The 16,209-nt window shown below is 67.6% G+C and carries 14 protein-coding genes; 7 read left to right on the forward strand and 7 right to left on the reverse strand.

Translation table 11 applies throughout. The features are described 5' to 3' along the window. Positions 1 to 58 precede the first annotated feature (58 nt). From ABKS89_RS23965 to rlmF, 4 genes are read left to right on the forward strand one after another with little or no spacing between them, the layout of a single operon-like run. The gene (locus ABKS89_RS23965) at positions 59 to 1,888 is read left to right on the forward strand and encodes an SLC13 family permease (protein WP_138216174.1); all 1,830 of its coding nucleotides are present in this window, start codon (positions 59 to 61) and stop codon (positions 1,886 to 1,888) included. Positions 1,889 to 1,911: 23 nt separating this feature from the next. Beyond that, positions 1,912 to 2,208: a winged helix-turn-helix domain-containing protein gene (locus ABKS89_RS23970; RefSeq protein WP_024762881.1), complete on the forward strand. Its 297-nt coding sequence runs from the start codon at positions 1,912 to 1,914 to the stop codon at positions 2,206 to 2,208. Between the two features lie 10 nt (positions 2,209 to 2,218). Further along, entirely contained in the window at positions 2,219 to 2,797 is a 579-nt protein-coding gene (locus ABKS89_RS23975; RefSeq protein WP_138216173.1) for a VTT domain-containing protein, read from the forward strand. 52 nt (positions 2,798 to 2,849) lie between these two features. Then, a complete protein-coding gene (rlmF, locus tag ABKS89_RS23980; RefSeq protein WP_348587319.1) occupies positions 2,850 to 3,851 on the forward strand; it encodes a 23S rRNA (adenine(1618)-N(6))-methyltransferase RlmF in 1,002 nt (333 codons plus the stop codon). 142 nt (positions 3,852 to 3,993) lie between these two features. Here rlmF and ABKS89_RS23985 read toward each other — a convergent pair whose 3' ends face one another. Further along, a complete protein-coding gene (locus ABKS89_RS23985; protein ID WP_348587320.1) occupies positions 3,994 to 5,517 on the reverse strand; it encodes an MFS transporter in 1,524 nt (507 codons plus the stop codon). Between the two features lie 158 nt (positions 5,518 to 5,675). Between ABKS89_RS23985 and ABKS89_RS23990 the strand changes: the two genes are divergently transcribed. Next, positions 5,676 to 6,566 (forward strand): LysR family transcriptional regulator, encoded by an 891-nt coding sequence (locus ABKS89_RS23990; RefSeq protein WP_348587322.1) that lies wholly within the window; start codon positions 5,676 to 5,678, stop codon positions 6,564 to 6,566. 19 nt (positions 6,567 to 6,585) lie between these two features. On the opposite strand, the gene ABKS89_RS23995 is transcribed toward ABKS89_RS23990, so the two are convergent. Beyond that, positions 6,586 to 7,128, reverse strand: coding sequence for a hydrolase (locus ABKS89_RS23995; protein WP_348587323.1), 543 nt, complete (start codon positions 7,126 to 7,128; stop codon positions 6,586 to 6,588). A 38-nt stretch (positions 7,129 to 7,166) separates the two neighbouring features. Further along, positions 7,167 to 7,889, reverse strand: a complete 723-nt coding sequence (locus ABKS89_RS24000) for an energy transducer TonB (protein ID WP_348587324.1) — start codon at positions 7,887 to 7,889, stop codon at positions 7,167 to 7,169. Positions 7,890 to 8,047: 158 nt separating this feature from the next. Between ABKS89_RS24000 and ABKS89_RS24005 the strand changes: the two genes are divergently transcribed. Together ABKS89_RS24005 and ABKS89_RS24010 are read left to right on the forward strand one after the other, a co-directional pair. Further along, positions 8,048 to 9,283: a dienelactone hydrolase family protein gene (locus ABKS89_RS24005; RefSeq protein WP_348587325.1), complete on the forward strand. Its 1,236-nt coding sequence runs from the start codon at positions 8,048 to 8,050 to the stop codon at positions 9,281 to 9,283. Between the two features lie 29 nt (positions 9,284 to 9,312). Beyond that, a complete protein-coding gene (locus ABKS89_RS24010) occupies positions 9,313 to 10,128 on the forward strand; it encodes a PA3715 family protein (protein ID WP_348587327.1) in 816 nt (271 codons plus the stop codon). 46 nt (positions 10,129 to 10,174) lie between these two features. Here ABKS89_RS24010 and ABKS89_RS24015 read toward each other — a convergent pair whose 3' ends face one another. The 4 genes from ABKS89_RS24015 to sbcD form a co-directional block, all read right to left on the reverse strand. Next, positions 10,175 to 10,912: a ferritin-like domain-containing protein gene (locus ABKS89_RS24015; protein WP_518300964.1), complete on the reverse strand. Its 738-nt coding sequence runs from the start codon at positions 10,910 to 10,912 to the stop codon at positions 10,175 to 10,177. 139 nt (positions 10,913 to 11,051) lie between these two features. Next, positions 11,052 to 11,501 (reverse strand): aminoglycoside 6'-N-acetyltransferase, encoded by a 450-nt coding sequence (gene aac(6'), locus ABKS89_RS24020; protein ID WP_431312065.1) that lies wholly within the window; start codon positions 11,499 to 11,501, stop codon positions 11,052 to 11,054. Between the two features lie 5 nt (positions 11,502 to 11,506). Further along, positions 11,507 to 14,971, reverse strand: coding sequence for an AAA family ATPase (locus ABKS89_RS24025; protein WP_348587328.1), 3,465 nt, complete (start codon positions 14,969 to 14,971; stop codon positions 11,507 to 11,509). Continuing rightward, positions 14,968 to 16,188, reverse strand: coding sequence for an exonuclease subunit SbcD (sbcD, locus tag ABKS89_RS24030; RefSeq protein ID WP_348587329.1), 1,221 nt, complete (start codon positions 16,186 to 16,188; stop codon positions 14,968 to 14,970). Before sbcD ends, ABKS89_RS24025 begins: the two co-directional genes overlap by 4 nt. Positions 16,189 to 16,209: the final 21 nt, after the last annotated feature.

Consider the following 16,209-nt stretch of genomic DNA (forward strand, 5'->3'; position numbering starts at 1 on the left):
AAGGCATTGCGCCCGCTCCTGCGGGCACAATGGCGCCGGGAAATCGCTAGGGAAGCGCATGAGTCTGCAACTGATCTGGGTCCTCGCCCTGCTCGCCACCGCCGTCGGGCTGTTTGTCATCAACCGTCCGCGCATGGACGTGGTCGCCCTGCTGGTAATGGTCGCCCTGCCGCTGTCGGGCATCCTCAGCGTGCAGGAATCGCTGGCCGGCTTCGCCGATCCCAACGTCATCCTGATCGCCGCGCTGTTCGTCATCGGCGAAGGCCTGGTGCGCACCGGCGTGGCCTACCGCATCGGCGAATGGCTGACCCGCCGCGCCGGCGCCAGCGAGACGCGCCTGCTGGTGTTGCTGATGCTCGCCGTGGCCGGGCTCGGCTCAGTGATGAGTTCCACCGGCGTGGTCGCCATCTTCATTCCCGTGGTGCTGAGCATCGCCGCGCGCCTGCACGTTTCGCCGCGCCGGCTGATGATGCCGCTGAGCTTCGCCGGGCTGATCAGCGGCATGCTCACCCTGGTCGCCACCGCACCCAACGTGGTGATCCACAGCGAACTGGTGCGCGAAGGTTCGAAGGGTTTCGGCTTCTTCAGCTTCACGCCGTTCGGCCTGGTGGTGCTGGTGCTCGGCGTTGGCTACATGCTGGTGGCGCGGCGCTGGCTGGGCGATGACGGCGACGACGACGGGCAGCGAGTCAAGCGCCGCACCCTGGGCGACCTGATCCGCGACTACCAGCTCGCTGGCCGCGAGCGCCGCCTGCGCATCCGCCCCGATTCGCAATTGGTGGGCAAGAGCCTGGGCGACATCGAGTTGCGCGCCCGTGCCGGCACCAACGTGGTGGCCATCGAGCGCATGGTGCACTTCCGCCTGAAGATACTGAGCCCCGGCGCCAACATCGTGCTGCACGCCGGCGACGTGCTGCTGGTGGATATCTACGGCGAGCGCAGCGACCTGCTGGGCATGTACCACGAGTTCGGCCTCGAGCCACTGAGCCTGCAGGGCGACTACTTCACCGAACGCGCCCATGAAGTGGGCATGGCCGAGGTGACCATGCCACCGGAGTCCGTCCTGCTCGGCAAGAGCGTGCTGGACCTGGAGTTCCGCAGCCAGTTCGGCCTCAACGTGGTCGGCCTGCGGCGCAACCGCGAGGCGCTGGTGGAAGGCCTGCTGGATGCCAAGCTGAAGGTCGGCGACACCCTGCTGGTGATCGGCGGCTGGAAGGAAATCCGCCAACTGCAGGCGCGCGCCCGTGACTTTCTGGTGCTCAGCCTGCCCGCCGAGGTGGACGAAGCCGCCCCCGCCGCCAGTCAGGCGCCCCACGCACTGTTCAGCCTGGCGGTGATGGTGATCCTGATGGTCAGCGGGCTGGTGCCCAACGTCATGGCCGCACTGATCGCGTGCCTGCTGATGGGCTCGTTCCGCTGCATCGACATGGACAGCGCCTACCGCGCCATCCACTGGCAGAGCCTGCTACTGATCGTCGGCATGCTGCCCTTCGCCCTGGCGCTGCAGAAGACCGGCGGCATCACCCTGGCGGTCAACGGCCTGGTCGGCGCCCTCGGCGGCGCCGGGCCCTACGCCATCCTCGCCAGCCTGTTCGTGCTGACCGCGGTGATCGGCCTGTTCATCTCCAACACCGCCACCGCCGTGCTCATGGCTCCGGTCGCGATCGCCACGGCCAAGGCCCTGGGCGCTTCCCCGGAAGCCTTCGCGATGATCGTCGCGCTGGCCGCCTCGGCCGCCTTCATGACGCCGATTTCCTCGCCGGTGAACACTCTGGTACTGGGACCGGGCCGCTATCGTTTCGCCGATTTCGTCAAGGTTGGCGTACCCTTCACGATTCTGGTGATGATCGTCAGCGTTGTGCTGGTACCCTGGCTGCTGCCGCTGTAGCCGTCCGCAAAGGAATCGTCTCGATGGAAGTGAGCAAGACCAAAAGCAGTTTCTACCGCCGCCTGTACGTCGCCTGGCTGATCGACAGCGGCACTGCGACCAGCGTCCCCGCGCTGATGGAAGCCACCGGCATGCCCCGGCGCACCGCCCAGGACACTCTGGCCGCGCTGGCCGACCTGGACATCGACTGCGCCTTCGAGCAGCACGACGGCGAGCGCAACAACGCCGGCCACTACCGCATCCGCGACTGGGGCGCCATCGATCCGCGCTGGATCGCCGCGCACCTGCCGAAGATCAAGGACATCCTGCAGTACCCCTGAGCCCGCCCGCATGCTTGCCGTCCCACCCGCCCTCTGGCGCTTGCGCCGACTGATCCTGCTGCTCGCCTTCGCCGTGGTGCTGGTGCTGCTCTACCGCGCCAGCGGGCTGCACGAGGAATTCAGCCTCGACTACCTGCGCAACGAGCTGACCGACAACCGCCTGCGCGGCCTGCTGCTGTTCGTCGGCCTGTTCGCCCTGGGCAACCTGCTGCACATCCCCGGCCTGCTGTTCCTCGCCGCCGCCGTGCTGGCCATGGGCAAGCTGTGGGGCGGGCTGATCACCTATTGCGCGGCGGTATTCTCCTGCGGCTTCACTTTCCTGATCGTGCGCGCCGTCGGCGGCAATGGCCTGCGCCTGCTGAACAACAAGCTGACCCGCGCGGTGTTCAGCCACCTTGACCAGCGCCCGGCGAGCAGCGTGTTCCTGCTGCGCCACGCCTTCATCACCTCGCCGACGCTGAACTACAGCCTCGCGCTGTCGGGCATCGGTTTCTGGCCCTATATGCTCGGCACCCTGCTCGGCCTGCCGATTCCGCTGCTGCTCTGCTGCCTGCTGTTCGACCGCCTGGGCAACGTGCTGCTCGGCTGAAGCACGCAACTGTGGGAAAATCGCCCACCGCCTCCCAGCCCCGCGCGCCCTCATGTCGAAAGCACCCAGACCGCCCAAACGCCCCGCCGCCCCGGCAAAGCCTGCCCAACCCCTGCGCGACCCTGCCGCCAAGCGGCCGAACCTGTTGCACCCGCGCAACCGCCACCAGGGGCACTACGACTTCCCGACGCTGATCGAGGGCTGCCCGGAGCTGGGCCGCTTCGTCATCACCAACCCCTACGGCAAGCCGAGCATCGATTTCGCCAGCCCCGAGGCGGTGCGGGTGTTCAACCGCGCGCTGCTGAAAGCGCAGTACGGCATCGGCCAGTGGGACATCCCCGCCGGCTTTCTCTGCCCGCCGATCCCCGGCCGCGCGGACTACGTGCACTACCTCGCCGACCTGCTCGCCGAGGAAAATGGCGGCAGCGTGCCGCGCGGGCCGGACGTGCGCATGCTGGACATCGGCGTCGGCGCCAATTGCATCTACCCGTTGATCGGCCACCGCGACTACGGCTGGCGCTTCCTCGGCTCGGACATCGAGCCGGCCGCCCTGGCCTCCGCCCACGCCATCGTCAACGGCAATCCGGGCCTGGCCGAGGCCATCGAACTGCGCCAGCAGCACGATCCGAAACACATCTTCCGCGGCCTGCTCGGCGCCAACGAGCGCTTCGACGCAACCCTGTGCAACCCGCCCTTCCACTCCTCGCCCGACGAAGCCAGCAGCGGCAGCCGGCGCAAATGGAAGAACCTCGGCAAGCTCGACCCGTCGCGGCAGCTGCCCAAGCTGAACTTCGGCGGGCAGAGCAACGAGCTGTGGTGCGAAGGCGGCGAGATCGCCTTCCTGCGCAAGTTGGCGGCGGAAAGCGCCGAGATCGGCCAGCAGGTCCGCTGGTTCAGCTCGCTGGTGTCCAAGGCCGGCAACCTGGACGACTTCCGCCGCGCCCTGAAGAAGGCCGGCGCCATCTCCGTTCGCACCGTGGACATGGCCCAGGGTCAGAAGCAGAGCCGCTTCGTCGCCTGGACCTTCCTCGAGCCGGAACACCGCCGCTACTGAATCAAGCCGCCACCACCCCGCGCACAACGGCTCGGCGGATAACCGCAAGCGGTTATCCGCCCTACGTCCCCGAACCAAAGCCCTCCGAGCACGACCGTAGGGCGCATAACGCGGCACGCGTTATCCGCCGTCCGCCCCGAGCTCAAGTCTCGGCGACGAGCACCGGCGCCCGCTCCCGGCCCAGCAGCAGGAACACCAGCCCGGCGACCACGAAGGTCACGCCCGCCAGCAGCTCCAGCACCCGGCTGAACACCGCGACGTAATCGCTGCGCAGTTGCTCGGGCGCCAGCTGCGGCAGTTGCTCGACCACCGCCGCCAGATTGCCGATAGCCAGCTGGTTGGCGCTCATCAGGCGCTCCGCCGTGGCCAGGCCCAGCGGCTCCAGTTGCGCCGCGATCAGGGTCGCCAGCAAGGCCCCGACCACGGCGATCGCCACCGCATCGGCGGACACCCGCACCGTATTGAAGATGCCCGTCGCCATACCGGCGCGTTCGCGCTCGACCACGCTCACCGCCAGACCGTCCATCAGCCCCCAGGGCAGGCCGATACCGATACCGATCACCAGCAGCGGCATATCCGGCGCGACACCGCCCGCCAGGTTGCGCGCCAGCCAGAGCAAGCCACCCGCGACGATCAGCAGGCCGAGCGCCGAGAGACTGCCAGCGCTGAAGTGCTTCGCCAGCAGCGCCGCCAGGAAGGGCACCACCAGCAGCGGCGCCGACAGCGCCAGCATGGTCCAGCCCGCCTGCAGCGCGCCCTGCCCCTCGATGCCGATGAAACGCCCCGGCAGCAGCACGATCAGCACCACGTAAGCGAACGCCGGCGACGCGCCCAGCAGCTGCACGCCGACGAAACGCCATTGGCTGAACAGCGACAAGTCCAGCAACGGCCGCTCGACTCGGCGCTCGACGACCACGAACGCGGCCAGCAACACGCCGCTCAGCGCCAGCGTGGCGATCACGACCAGGCTCGCCCAGCCCTGCTCCGGCGCCAACAGCAGGCCGTAGGTGAACAGGCTGAGCGCGGCGGTGAAGCTCAGCGCGCCGGGCCAGTCGAGGCCGCGCGCCCGTGGGTCGCGTGTCTCGAGGCAAAAACGCACGACCACCGGCACCGAGGCCAGCGCGCACACCGCCGGCACCAGGAACACCCAGCGCCAGCCCGGCCCGTCGGTGAGCCAGCCGGCGAGCAGCGGGCCGAACGCCAGGCCGACGCCGAAGGTGGTGCCCAGCAGGCTGAATACCCGTGTGCGGATCGGCCCGTCGAACTCCTGCGCCAGCGCCGCCATGGCGGCGGCGAAGGCCGCGGAGCCGCCCGCGCCCTGGACCAGGCGCAGCACGTCGATGGCCGCCACCGAACCGGCCAGCGGGATCGCCAGGGTAGTCACGCTGAACAGCGCCAGGCCGACCAGCCAGACGCGCTTGCGCCCGTAGACATCCGCCAGGCTGCCCGCCGCCATCATCGCCGCGCCGTAGGCCAGCACGTAGCCGTTGACGATCCAGTTCAGCGCCACCGCCGAGCCGCCCAGCTCATGGGCAATGGCCGGCAGCACCACGGCCGGGCCGGTGAAGCACAGGGGAATCAGCACCGCCGTCAGGCTGGCGGCGAGCAACAGCAGCCAGCGCGAGGCCTCGGGTCGGTTTTCAGGGGTGTCGTGGGAAGGCTTCATGGTGGGTCCGCATGGAATCAAGGAAGACCGGCCCAAAGCTAATCAACCCGGCATTGCGGAAAAACAGGCTAGGATTCCGAACAAAACGGACGCTTGTGTCCGCAATCGATCCCCCATCGCGCGGCACAATGGCGGCCCGCCCGCACGGAAACCTTTCCATGGACAGCCTCAACGGCCTGCGCGTCTTCCTCCAGGTCGCCGACTCCCTGAGCTTCGCCCAGGCCGCGCGCCTGCTCGGCCTTTCCGCCTCGGCAGTGGGCAAGAGCATTGCGCGCCTCGAAGAGCGCCTGGGCGTGCGCCTGTTCCACCGCAGCACGCGCAGCCTGAGCCTGTCCAATGAAGGCCAGCTGTTCCTCGAACGCTGCCGGCGCATCCTCGACGAGCTGGAAGCGGCGGAGCAGGAACTGGCGCTGTCCACCCAACAGGCTCGCGGCCGACTGAAGATCAGCATGCCGCTGGTGGCCGGGCTGCTGCCGCAGGTGCTGCCGGAATTCCTCCGCTGCTATCCGCGTATCCAGTTGGACATCGACTTCACCGACCGCCTGGTGGACGTCATCGAAGAGGGCTTCGACCTCGTGGTGCGCGGCGGCGAGCTGCGCGACTCGCGGCTGAAGGCGCGCAAGCTGGGCGATTTCAGCCTGCTGCTGGTGGCCTCGCCCGGTTACCTGCGCCAGTACGGCACGCCGCGGCGGCCGGCGGACCTCGACCAGCACCTGTGCCTGCACTACCGCTACCCGAGCAGCGGGCTGGTGCAGCGCTGGCCGCTCAAGCTCGCCCCCGGAGAAACCGAACCACGCCTGGACGGCGGGCTGATCTGCAACACCGCCGACATGCTGATCAACGTCGCCAGCCAGGGCATGGGCATCGCCTGCCTGCCCGACTTTGCGGTGCGCAGCGCGCTGAACGACGGCCGGCTGGTGCAGGTGCTGAGCGAACACACCACGCATCAGGGCAGCTTCCACGCGCTGTGGCCGGCGGGCCGGCGCATGCCGCTGAAGCTGCGGGTGTTCCTCGACTTCCTCGGCGACCACCTGTTCGTCACCCGTTGAGAGTGGACCCACAGTCAGCTCAGCGGATGAACTGCCTGCTGATCTCGCGGAAGACTTCCGTCCCCGCGCGCTCCAGCCACTCGAAGGCGACCATCTCCCGCGAGACGATCACCGCTCCGGCCTGACGCATCCGCTCCAGCGCCAGCGCCTTGTCCTGCGGGCGGCGCGAGCCGACGGCCTCCGCCACCACGAACACCTCGCGGTCCTCCGCCAACAGGCCCAATACCGTCTGCAGCACGCACACATGGGCCTCGGTACCGCACACCACGAACTGCCGGCGATCACCACCGGGCAGTTGCGACAGGCCGGGATCGGTGACGGCGGAGAAAGCGATCTTCTCCAGCACCTCACCTTCGGCCAGCTCGTCGCGCAGCGCCGGCAGCGTCGGGCCGAGGCCCTTGGGGTACTGCTCGGTGGCCAGCACCGGCACACCCAGCCGCCGCGCGATCGCCAGCAGCCAGGCGCTGTGCTCGAGCACTGCCTCATTGTCGTGAATCGCCGGGAACAGGCGTTCCTGGATGTCGATGATCAGCAGGCAGGCGGTTTGCGCGCGTATCAGCATGGCTAGGTTCCTCGCAGGTCCAACCTGTGTTTTTCGGCTCAGGAGCCGGCGCTGTCAACCTGTGCGCGGCGCATCTCCTCGGCGAGCACATCGGAATAAACGGCTTCAGGCTCCCGCTGGCAGCGCTCCAGCACCCGCGGCAGAGCCGCATCGAAGCGCTTGCCGATCAGCCGGTTCTTCTCCACATCCAGCTTGCCACCGAGCTGGGCAAGGAACAGCGCGCCACTGGTCATGCGGAAGGTCGCCAGTTGATCCAGCGGTCGGTCCGGGTAGGCCTGATGGAACTCGGCGTACTGGCTGCTGATCGCGCTGCAGGGCTGGGCGAGGAGCTCGCGCACGGTGTTCGCCAGGCTCTCCTCGGAGTTCCCCGCAGCCTTGCCCGAGGGCAGCGTCGGGGTTCCGGCTTCGGCCTGCTTGAACTCGAAGGTCTTGATCACCTGCTGTGGCGCGGGGTATTTGGCGGTTGGCTGCCAGGGCTCGAAACGCCACTGGGCCACGCGCTCACGCACGGTTTCGGCGAGCGCGGCGTTACTCGACTCGACGATCTGCACGTTGGACACGTGCCCGCTGGCCTCGATATCGAAGGTGGTCTTCACCGTGCCGTCGATACCCCGCGGCTTGAACTGCTGCGGATACTCCGGTGGCGCCATGTAGCGTGGTACCAGTCGCGGCCGCTCGTCCTTCGGCACGCTGCTGCAGGCGGTCATTGCCACTACTGCCAGCAGCAGACCAACACGCGCGATCCCCGACTTCCTCTCCATGCGATGCAATCCCGCAGCTCCTTTTTCATGAGGGGCGCGATGGTAGCGCTGCGCTACTTTCCCTCACAAGCATCAGGCCCCCTTGGCAGGCGCCGCTCAAGCACGCACCCTATGCGGCGCCAGAACAACACAACAACGAGCCTGGGAGAGAAGGGAACATGGGCAAGAACATCAGCATCGCCGCGCGTGACGGTAGCGGCAGCTTCAGCGGTTATCTCGCGGTACCGGCCAGCGGGCACGGCCCCGGCGTGGTGATCGGCCAGGAGATCTTCGGCGTCAACGCCAACATGCGCAGCATCGCCGACAGCTATGCCGAAGAAGGTTACGTCGCCCTGGTGCCCGACCTGTTCTGGCGCCTGCAGCCGAACCTGGAGCTGGGCTACAGCGAGGCCGAGTTCGGCCAGGCCATCGGCCTCTTCCAGCGCTTCGATGTGGACAAGGGCGTGGACGACATCGCCGCCGCCATGGACGCCCTGCGCGCGCTGCCGGAGGTCGAGGAGCGCGGCATCGGCTACGTCGGCTTCTGCCTGGGCGGCAAGCTCGCCTACCTTACTGCCGCGCGCACTGACGCCGCCTGCTCGGTGGGCTACTACGGCATGGGCATCGAACAGATGCTCGACGAGGCGCAGAACATCAAAGGCCGCCTGGTGCTGCACTTCGCCGAGCAGGACGTGTACTGCGACGCCAACGCCCGCGCCGCCATCGGCGAAGTCCTCGGCAAACTGCCGAAGGCGGAAATCTACAGCTACCCCGGCGTCGACCACGCCTTCGCCCGCCCGGGTGGCATGCACTTCGACAAGCCCGCCGCACTGATGGCCCACGAGCGCAGCATCGGCGCGCTGAAACGCGAGATCGGCCCGGACTTCGACCTCTCGCAGCTGTGGGAAGACCACATCCACCACGAGTTCGCCGCCCGCGACGTGCCCGCCACCATGGCGACCATGGTCGCCCAGCCCTACGTCAACCACATCCCGACCATGACCGGCGGCGTCGGCCAGGACGAACTGGCGCGCTTCTATCGCAACCATTTCGTCCACGGCAACCCGCCGGACATGAAGCTGGTGCCGATCTCCCGCACCGTTGGCGCGCTGCAGGTGGTGGACGAATTCGTCATGTGCTTCACCCACACCAGCGAGATCGACTGGATGCTTCCCGGCGTGCCGCCCACTGGCAAGTACGTGGAGATCCCCATGCTCGGCGTGATCCGCTTCCGTGGCGACAAGCTGTGCCACGAGCACATCTACTGGGACCAGGCCAGCGTGCTGGTGCAGATCGGCCTGCTCGACCCCGCCGGGCTGCCGGTGGCCGGCGTGGAGACGGCGAAGAAGCTGCTCGACGAGAGCCTGGAATCGAACACCCTGATGACCAAGTGGAAGGACAGCGAAGGCCGCTGATCCTCCTCGGAGAACCCAAGGAGCACCCGATGTACCCCATAGGGAAATGGACCTGCGCCGCGTTGCTGGCCCTTGCCGGCAGCGCCGGCGCGGCGGAACGCACCGCGCAGCCCTGCGACGCAGCTACCCTGCAGACACTGGCCGGGCTGCTCGGCCAGCAGGGCTGGCAGGCACCGGGGTCAGGAGCGGCAACGCCCGTGGTGGCCGCGGCCTGCAAGCCCTGGCCGGACGATCCGAAGCTGCAGGTAGTGGCCGTCGCCTACAGCGCGGCGGGCGACAAGGCCGAACCGGGCGAGCGCAACCTGAACCTGCTGGTCGGCCAGCTCGACACACACAGCGGCAAGCTGGTGACGCGCAGCGACGACAGCATCGGCGAAGACGCCATGGTGGAAATCGACAGTTCCAGCCTGTGGCTCGACACCGCACGCTATCGCCTGGCGCCGGAGGTGCGCGGCTTCGGCCTGATCATTGGCAGCGTGGCGCGCGGCGCAAGCTGCCCGGACGCCTGGTCCTATGACGACTTCAGCCTCTACACGCCGCAGGGCGACAAGCTCAAGGAAGTGTTCCGCACCTACCTGCGGCAGTGGACGACGCTCGAAGGCGTGGTCTGCGGCGGCGCCGACAAGCTGGTCATCGAACGCTCGCAACTCACCCTGGCCATGGGCAAGGACAGTCATCACGGCTATGCCGACCTGATCGTGACTTCGAAGGTGCAGCGCGAGCACGAAGGCGACAACGTCGGCGCGTCCAAGACCGTGCGCAAGACCGTCAGCTACGACGGCACGCGCTATCCGTTCGAGGAGTTCTCCACCTTTTGGCAGAGCCAGCCCGCGGCGGCGCAGTAACGAAAAAGGCCCCTCGCGGGGCCTTTTTCTATTGCCGGCACAAGGATCAGTGACCGGTGTTGTCACCCCGGCGACTGGTCTCGAAGAGGAACCAGGTGCGCTGCTCGGTCTCGTCGATCCAGTTCTCGATCAGGCTGGCCGTGGCGATGTCGTGGTACTCGTCGCACAGGTCATGGACCTCGCGCATGTAGGAGGTCAGCGATTTGTTGTCCTCCTGCAGCTCGGCCAGCATGTCCAGCGGCTGGACGAACTCGGCATCGTTGTCGAGGATGCGCTTCAGCCGCGAGATATGGCCGATGGAACGGATGGTGTTGCCGCCGATCTTGCGGTTGCGCTCGGCAATCGCATCGGTCATCGCGAAGATTTCGGTGGCGTGGTCATCCAGCAGCAGGTGGTAGTCACGGAAGTGCGGACCGCTCACGTGCCAGTGGAAGTTCTTGGTCTTCAGGTACAGCGCGAAGACATCCGCCAGCAGGCGGTTGAGCGCTGCCGACAGGTCGCGGGTGGCGTTCTTGCTCAGGTCCGACGGCGTGGCCAGCGCGGGGGCGCGGCGCGGCGCGGCCTTGGCAGCAGCCGGTTTGGCAGCGGCGGGTTTGGCGGCAGAAGTCTTGGCGGCGGGCTTGGCCGCTGCAGCCTTGGCGGCGTCGGGTTTGCTGGCAGCAGGCTTGGCGGCCGGCTTGGCAGCGGCAGGTTTTGCGGCAGGTTTGCTGGCCGCTTTCGCAGCCGGCTTCGCGGCGGGTTTGGCCGCTGCGGGTTTCTTCGGAGCCGATGCGGATTGCTTCATCACAAATCACCTCTACGAAAGATCACTTGGTTGCCGACCCTGGCGGGAAGCGGCTCAGTTGCGCGGTCTTGAGCCTATCTCGCCTGACGTCGATTGCAAGTTGACCGCAGTGCCGCGCTCGCGTTCCGACTGATGTGGATCAATCGTGGAGGGGTTTGCGGAAGTACACGACACGCTCGGTTTCGACGAAGCCCAGGGCACGATGCAGGGCATGGCTGACGCTGTTGTCCAGCGCCGCATCGGAGGCGAAATCCACGCAGCCGCGCGCACGGCCCCAGGCCTGCACCGCGTGTACCAGAGCCCGCGCCACGCCTTGCCGGCGGGCGTCTTCACGGACGTAGATGCCTTCGAGAAACAGCACGGGCGATCCTTCTGTGCCATTCACGTAGTCGCTGCGCACCGAGGCTTCCGCCAACCCTAGCGCCCTGTCCTGCTCATCGTGGATGAGCCACGCGCCGTAGCGTTGCGGCTGCGCAAGCATGTCACGCGCTTCCTCGAGAAACTCTTCTGCGTGATCGCCCGGCCAGAGCAGCAGGCGCAGGTCGATCCAGTCGGCCAGATCGTTTTCTTCGCAGTGACGCACGGGCATGTCCATCAGGCTTTCTCCGACTCGATTCGCTCCGGGTTGAAACGGAAGCATGCGTCGAGCTGGCTGTAACCCATGCCGACGCCCTTGTGTACTTTGAGCTGCACCGGGATGCGCTCCTTCAGCGCCTCGACGTGGCTGATCACGCCGATGGTCTTGCCCGTGGCGTTGAGGCTGTCGAGGGCGTCCAGCGCAACCTCCAGCGTCTCGCCGTCGAGGGTGCCGAAGCCTTCGTCGAGGAACAGCGAATCGATGCTGGTCTTGTGGCTGACCAGGTCGGACAGCGCCAGCGCCAGCGCGAGGCTGACCAGGAAGCTCTCGCCACCGGACAGTGTCTTGCAGTCGCGCGCGGTGTCGCCCTGCCAGGTATCCACCACTTCCAGTTCCAGCTCGCCATCGCTGCGCCGCGCCAGCTGGTAGCGGCCATGCAGGCGCTGCAGCTGGCGGTTGGCGAGGTGCACCAGGTGGTCGAGGGTCAGGCCCTGGGCGAAGCGTCGGTAGCGCGCACCGTCGGAGGCGCCGATCAGGCTGTTGAGGCGCTGCCAGAGGTCGTGTTCCTCCTCCTGCCGGGCGATTTCCGCAAACAGGCTCTGCTGGCTGGCGCGGCGGCTGTCGTCGCCCTGCAACTGGGCGCGGATCTCGCCCTGGCGCTGGCCGAGCTCGCGCAGCTGCGCAGCGAACGCCTGCAACTGCTGATCGAGTTCCTCCAGCGGCAGTTCACCGTGGGGCTCGGCCTGCAGGCGCTCGACATCCTGGGTCGCGGCGGCGCGCAGGGTGACGGCCTCGGTGATGGCCGTTTCCAGACGCTGGCGCAGCTGGTTGAGTTCGCTGCGCCGGGCATCGTCCAGCAGCGCGGCGAGGTAGGTCGCTTCGTCAGCGAACGGACTCGCCGCCAGCGCCTGTTGCCAGCTCGCCAGGTGCTCCGCAAGGCGCGCCTGCTCCTGCTCCAACCGTTCCGCCAGGGACTGCTCGCGGCCTTGCAAGGCATCGGCCTGGCGCTGGGCAGTTGCCAGTTGTTCCCCGGCCTGCGCCAACGCCTGTTGTGGCGCCGCGTGAAGCACCAGCGGCTGGCGCGCTTCGAAGCCAGCTGTCTGCCAACGCTGCTGCCATTGCGCGGCAATCTGTTGCGCCGTGCGGGCAGCCTGTTCGGCGTCGCGCTCGGCCGCAGCCAGTTCCTGGCCACGCTGCTGGTCCTGCTGCCATTGCTGCCATTCCGTAGTGCGCTCGGCAAGCCATTGCTCTCCGTCGTCCGGCACGCTGTAGCCCAGTTCGCCCAGCGTGGTGGCCAATGTCTTGTCCTGCTGTTGCAGGTCAGTACGCTGAACCGCGAGTTGCTGCGCGCGCTCTTCCTGGCGCTGGCGTTCGTGGGTCTGTTGCTGGTCGAAGAGTGCCAGCTGCTGTGCGGCTTCGGCGTGATCGCGCTCGGCGCGCTGGCGTTGCTGCTGCGCCTGCTGGAGTTCAATCCGAAGCGCTTCCAGCGCCTTCAGTTGCTGCTGCAAGGCAGCCAGCGACGACTCATGGCGCTCGCGCTCGGCGCTGAGCTGCTGGTCGTCCTTCAGCACAATGCCCTGCGCTGCACACTGTTGCTGCCAAGCCTGCTGGTGCTGTGCCTGCGCGGCCTGGGCTTCGTCCAGCTGACGCTGGCCCTGCTGCAGTTGCGCATCCAGTTCGGCCAGCTCGCCACGCAGGGCAATGCCCTGGCTTCCCAGCTCAGCCAATTGCTGGCGTGCCTGCTCCAGTGCCTGCTGAGTAGTGGACACATCCAGCGCCTGGTAGGCCGCCACCGCCGGATGCTCTGGTGAGCCGCACAACGGGCAGGCCTCGCCGGGCTGCAATTGCGCGCGCAGGTGCTCCAGCTGGTGAATGCGCTGCTCCTGCTGCAGGAGTTTTTCCTTGTCGGCGACCTGCTGCTTGGTCGCCTGATAACGCTCGCGCAACGCAACGATGGCCGTGTCGCGCTCGGCCTTTTTCTGGCGTAGCGTATCCAGTTCGGACTGCCAGCGTGCCAACTGCGCAGCAGCCTGAGTACGGGCCTGGGCCAGTTGTTCCAGACGGTCCAGCCCACGGCTTTGCAGTTGCGCCTGTTGCAGGCGTTCACGCAGCTCAGTTTCAGTTGCGCCGTCCAGCAAGGCATCGAGCTGCTGCTGGTGCTGACGCTCCTGCGCGCCGGCCGAGTCGGACTGCTGCTGCATGAACGTGACGTTGCCCTGCAGCGTCTGCCGCTGCGCGGTCGCGTTCTGCAATGCCTGGTCGGCTGCCTGCGCCTGCCGCTGCAGATCGGCAATCGCCTGGGCCAGACGCGAGCGCTGGGCGAACTGTGCGCGCCAGCCGCCGAGCAGTTCTCCCAGTTTCGCGCGCTGCGGATGCTGCGCCAGACGCGCCTGCAGTTCCTGGTGTTGTTCGCTGACAGCCTTCTGCTCGCCCTCGCGCGCAGCCAGCATCTGCTGCGCGTACTGGCTGGCCGCCCACAGAGCCTGGGCGACCGCTTCGCGGTTGGACACCTGCTGCGTGCGGTTGTCCTCCAGCGCCGCGCGGCCCTGTTCGACACTCTCGTGGGTGCTGCGCCAGGCGTGGTGCAACGGTTGCAGTCGTGCGGCGGGCTCGCTGTCCGCCAGACGTTGCAGATCGGGTTGCGCCTGCTCCAGCGCCTGGCGCGCGCCTGCCTCTTTCGCACCGGCCTGCTCGACCTGCTGCTGCGCGCGGGTCAGGTCTTCTCGCCAGCGGCGTTGTGCCTGGAGTGCTGCGTGCTGTGCTTGCCAGGCGGTTTCCTGCACGGCGGCGTCGCGGCCCTGCTGCTCCAGTTCGCCGCGTTGTTCGGCGCTGAGCAGTTCGAAGCCTTCGGCGCGGGCGCGCAACTGATCCAGCGCGCCGCGCACTTCGCGAGTGCGCTCGAACACGCGCTGGGAAATCAGCCCGTAGATTTCCGTACCGGTGAGTTCCTCCAGCAACTCCGCGCGCTGGTTGGCGTTGGCTTCGAGGAAGGCGGCAAAGCCGCCCTGAGCCAGCAGCATGGATTTGGTGAAGCGCTCGAAGTCGAGGCCCGTGAGCGTCTCGGTCTGCTTCAGCTTGTCGTTGATCTTGTCGGTGAGAATCTGCCCTTCACCGGTGGCGCGGTCGATGCGCACCAGCTCCACCTTCGGCGCCTGCAACGCACCTTCGGCCTTGTCGCGGGCGCGGCGCTGGCTCCAGAAGGCGCGGTAAGGCTGGCCCTTCACCTCGAATTCCACTTCGGCAAGACAGTCGGCGGTGTGCCGGGTCATCAGTTCGTTGCCGCTCTGCGACAGCACGCTCATGCGCGGCGTGCGGTGGTACAGGGCGAGGCAGATGGCATCGAGCAGCGTGGTCTTGCCCGCCCCAGTCGGCCCGGTGATGGCGAACAGGCCGTTGCCGGCGAAGGGCTCGGCGGTGAAGTCGATCTTCCATTCACCCTTGAGCGAGTTGAGGTTCTTCAGGCGCAGGCTGAGGATTCTCACGGGTGCTCCTCCTGCAGATCGGCCACGACCTGTCGGTAGAGCCCGGTCAGTCGCTCGCGCAGCGGCGCCTCCAGGTCCTCGGCGTCCAGGCGCTGGCGGAACACGTCTTCGGGGCTGAGCTCGTCGAGGGTTTCCTTGGCTTCGCTGAACAGCACCGCCTGCGTGGTGCCGCGCTCGCGACGGGTGCGCAGGACGATCACCGGCAGCTCCTCGCAGAGCTGCTCGACGCGCAGCTGGATGTCGGTCAAGTAGTCGTCGGTGTGCACCATGACTTCCAGCCAGACCGGCTGCTCCGCGCTGCCTTCGCGGGCGACGCGGGCCAGTTCGGCGGGCAGCTCGGCGAGGCTGCCGGACACCGACTTCAGCGGCTGGAAACGCGGCACCGGCAGCGCGGTGACGCTGCGCAGGCCACCGTCATCCAGGTCCACCAGCAGCACTTCCTTGCCCTGGGTCGCCTCGTCGAAGCTCAGCGCGATGGGCGAGCCGCAATAGCGGATGTGCTCCAGGCCACCGACCTTCTGCGGCCGGTGGATATGGCCGAGGGCGATGTAGTCCGCCGCCGGGAAGGCGCTGGTGGGGAAGGCTTCCAGGGTGCCGACGTAGATTTCCCGCACCGACTCGCTGGCGCTGGCGCCGACGGTAGTGAGGTGGCCGGTGGCGATGATCGGCAGGTGTCGGCCGAGGGCTGCACGTTGCGCCTCGGCACGCTCGAACAGCTCGCGGTAGTGCATCTGGATCGCCTGCTGCAGCGCCAGTTGCTTGTCCTGCGCGCTCTGCCCGGCCTGGCTGGTGAGCACGTCGCGCGGGCGGATGAAAGGGATCGCGCAGAGGATGGCGCCGGGCTGGCCGTCATGTTGCGGCAGCACCAGCAACTGGCGGTCGAGGTCGGTGCCGACGGCAGCGATCACCTGGGTATCCAGGCAGGCCAGCAGGTCACGGGATTCCTCCAGCATCGCCACCGAATCGTGGTTGCCGCCCAGCACCACCAGGCGCGCGCCGGTGCTGCGCAGCTCGACGATGAAGCGGTTGTACTGCTCGCGGGCGTAGCTGGGCGGCGCACCGGTATCGAACACGTCGCCGGCGATGATCACCGCGTCCACGGCCTGCTCGCGTACCTGTTCGACCAGCCAGGCGCAGAACGCCTGGTGCTCGGCCTCGCGGCTCTTGCCCATGAAATGCTGGCCCAGGTGCCAGTCGGAGGTGTGGAGAATGCGCATGCCGTGAAGTCCGCAGCCGTG

Origin of the sequence: Pseudomonas sp. LABIM340 (genome assembly GCF_040017195.2) — a bacterium.
Classification (GTDB): Bacteria; Pseudomonadota; Gammaproteobacteria; order Pseudomonadales; family Pseudomonadaceae; genus Pseudomonas.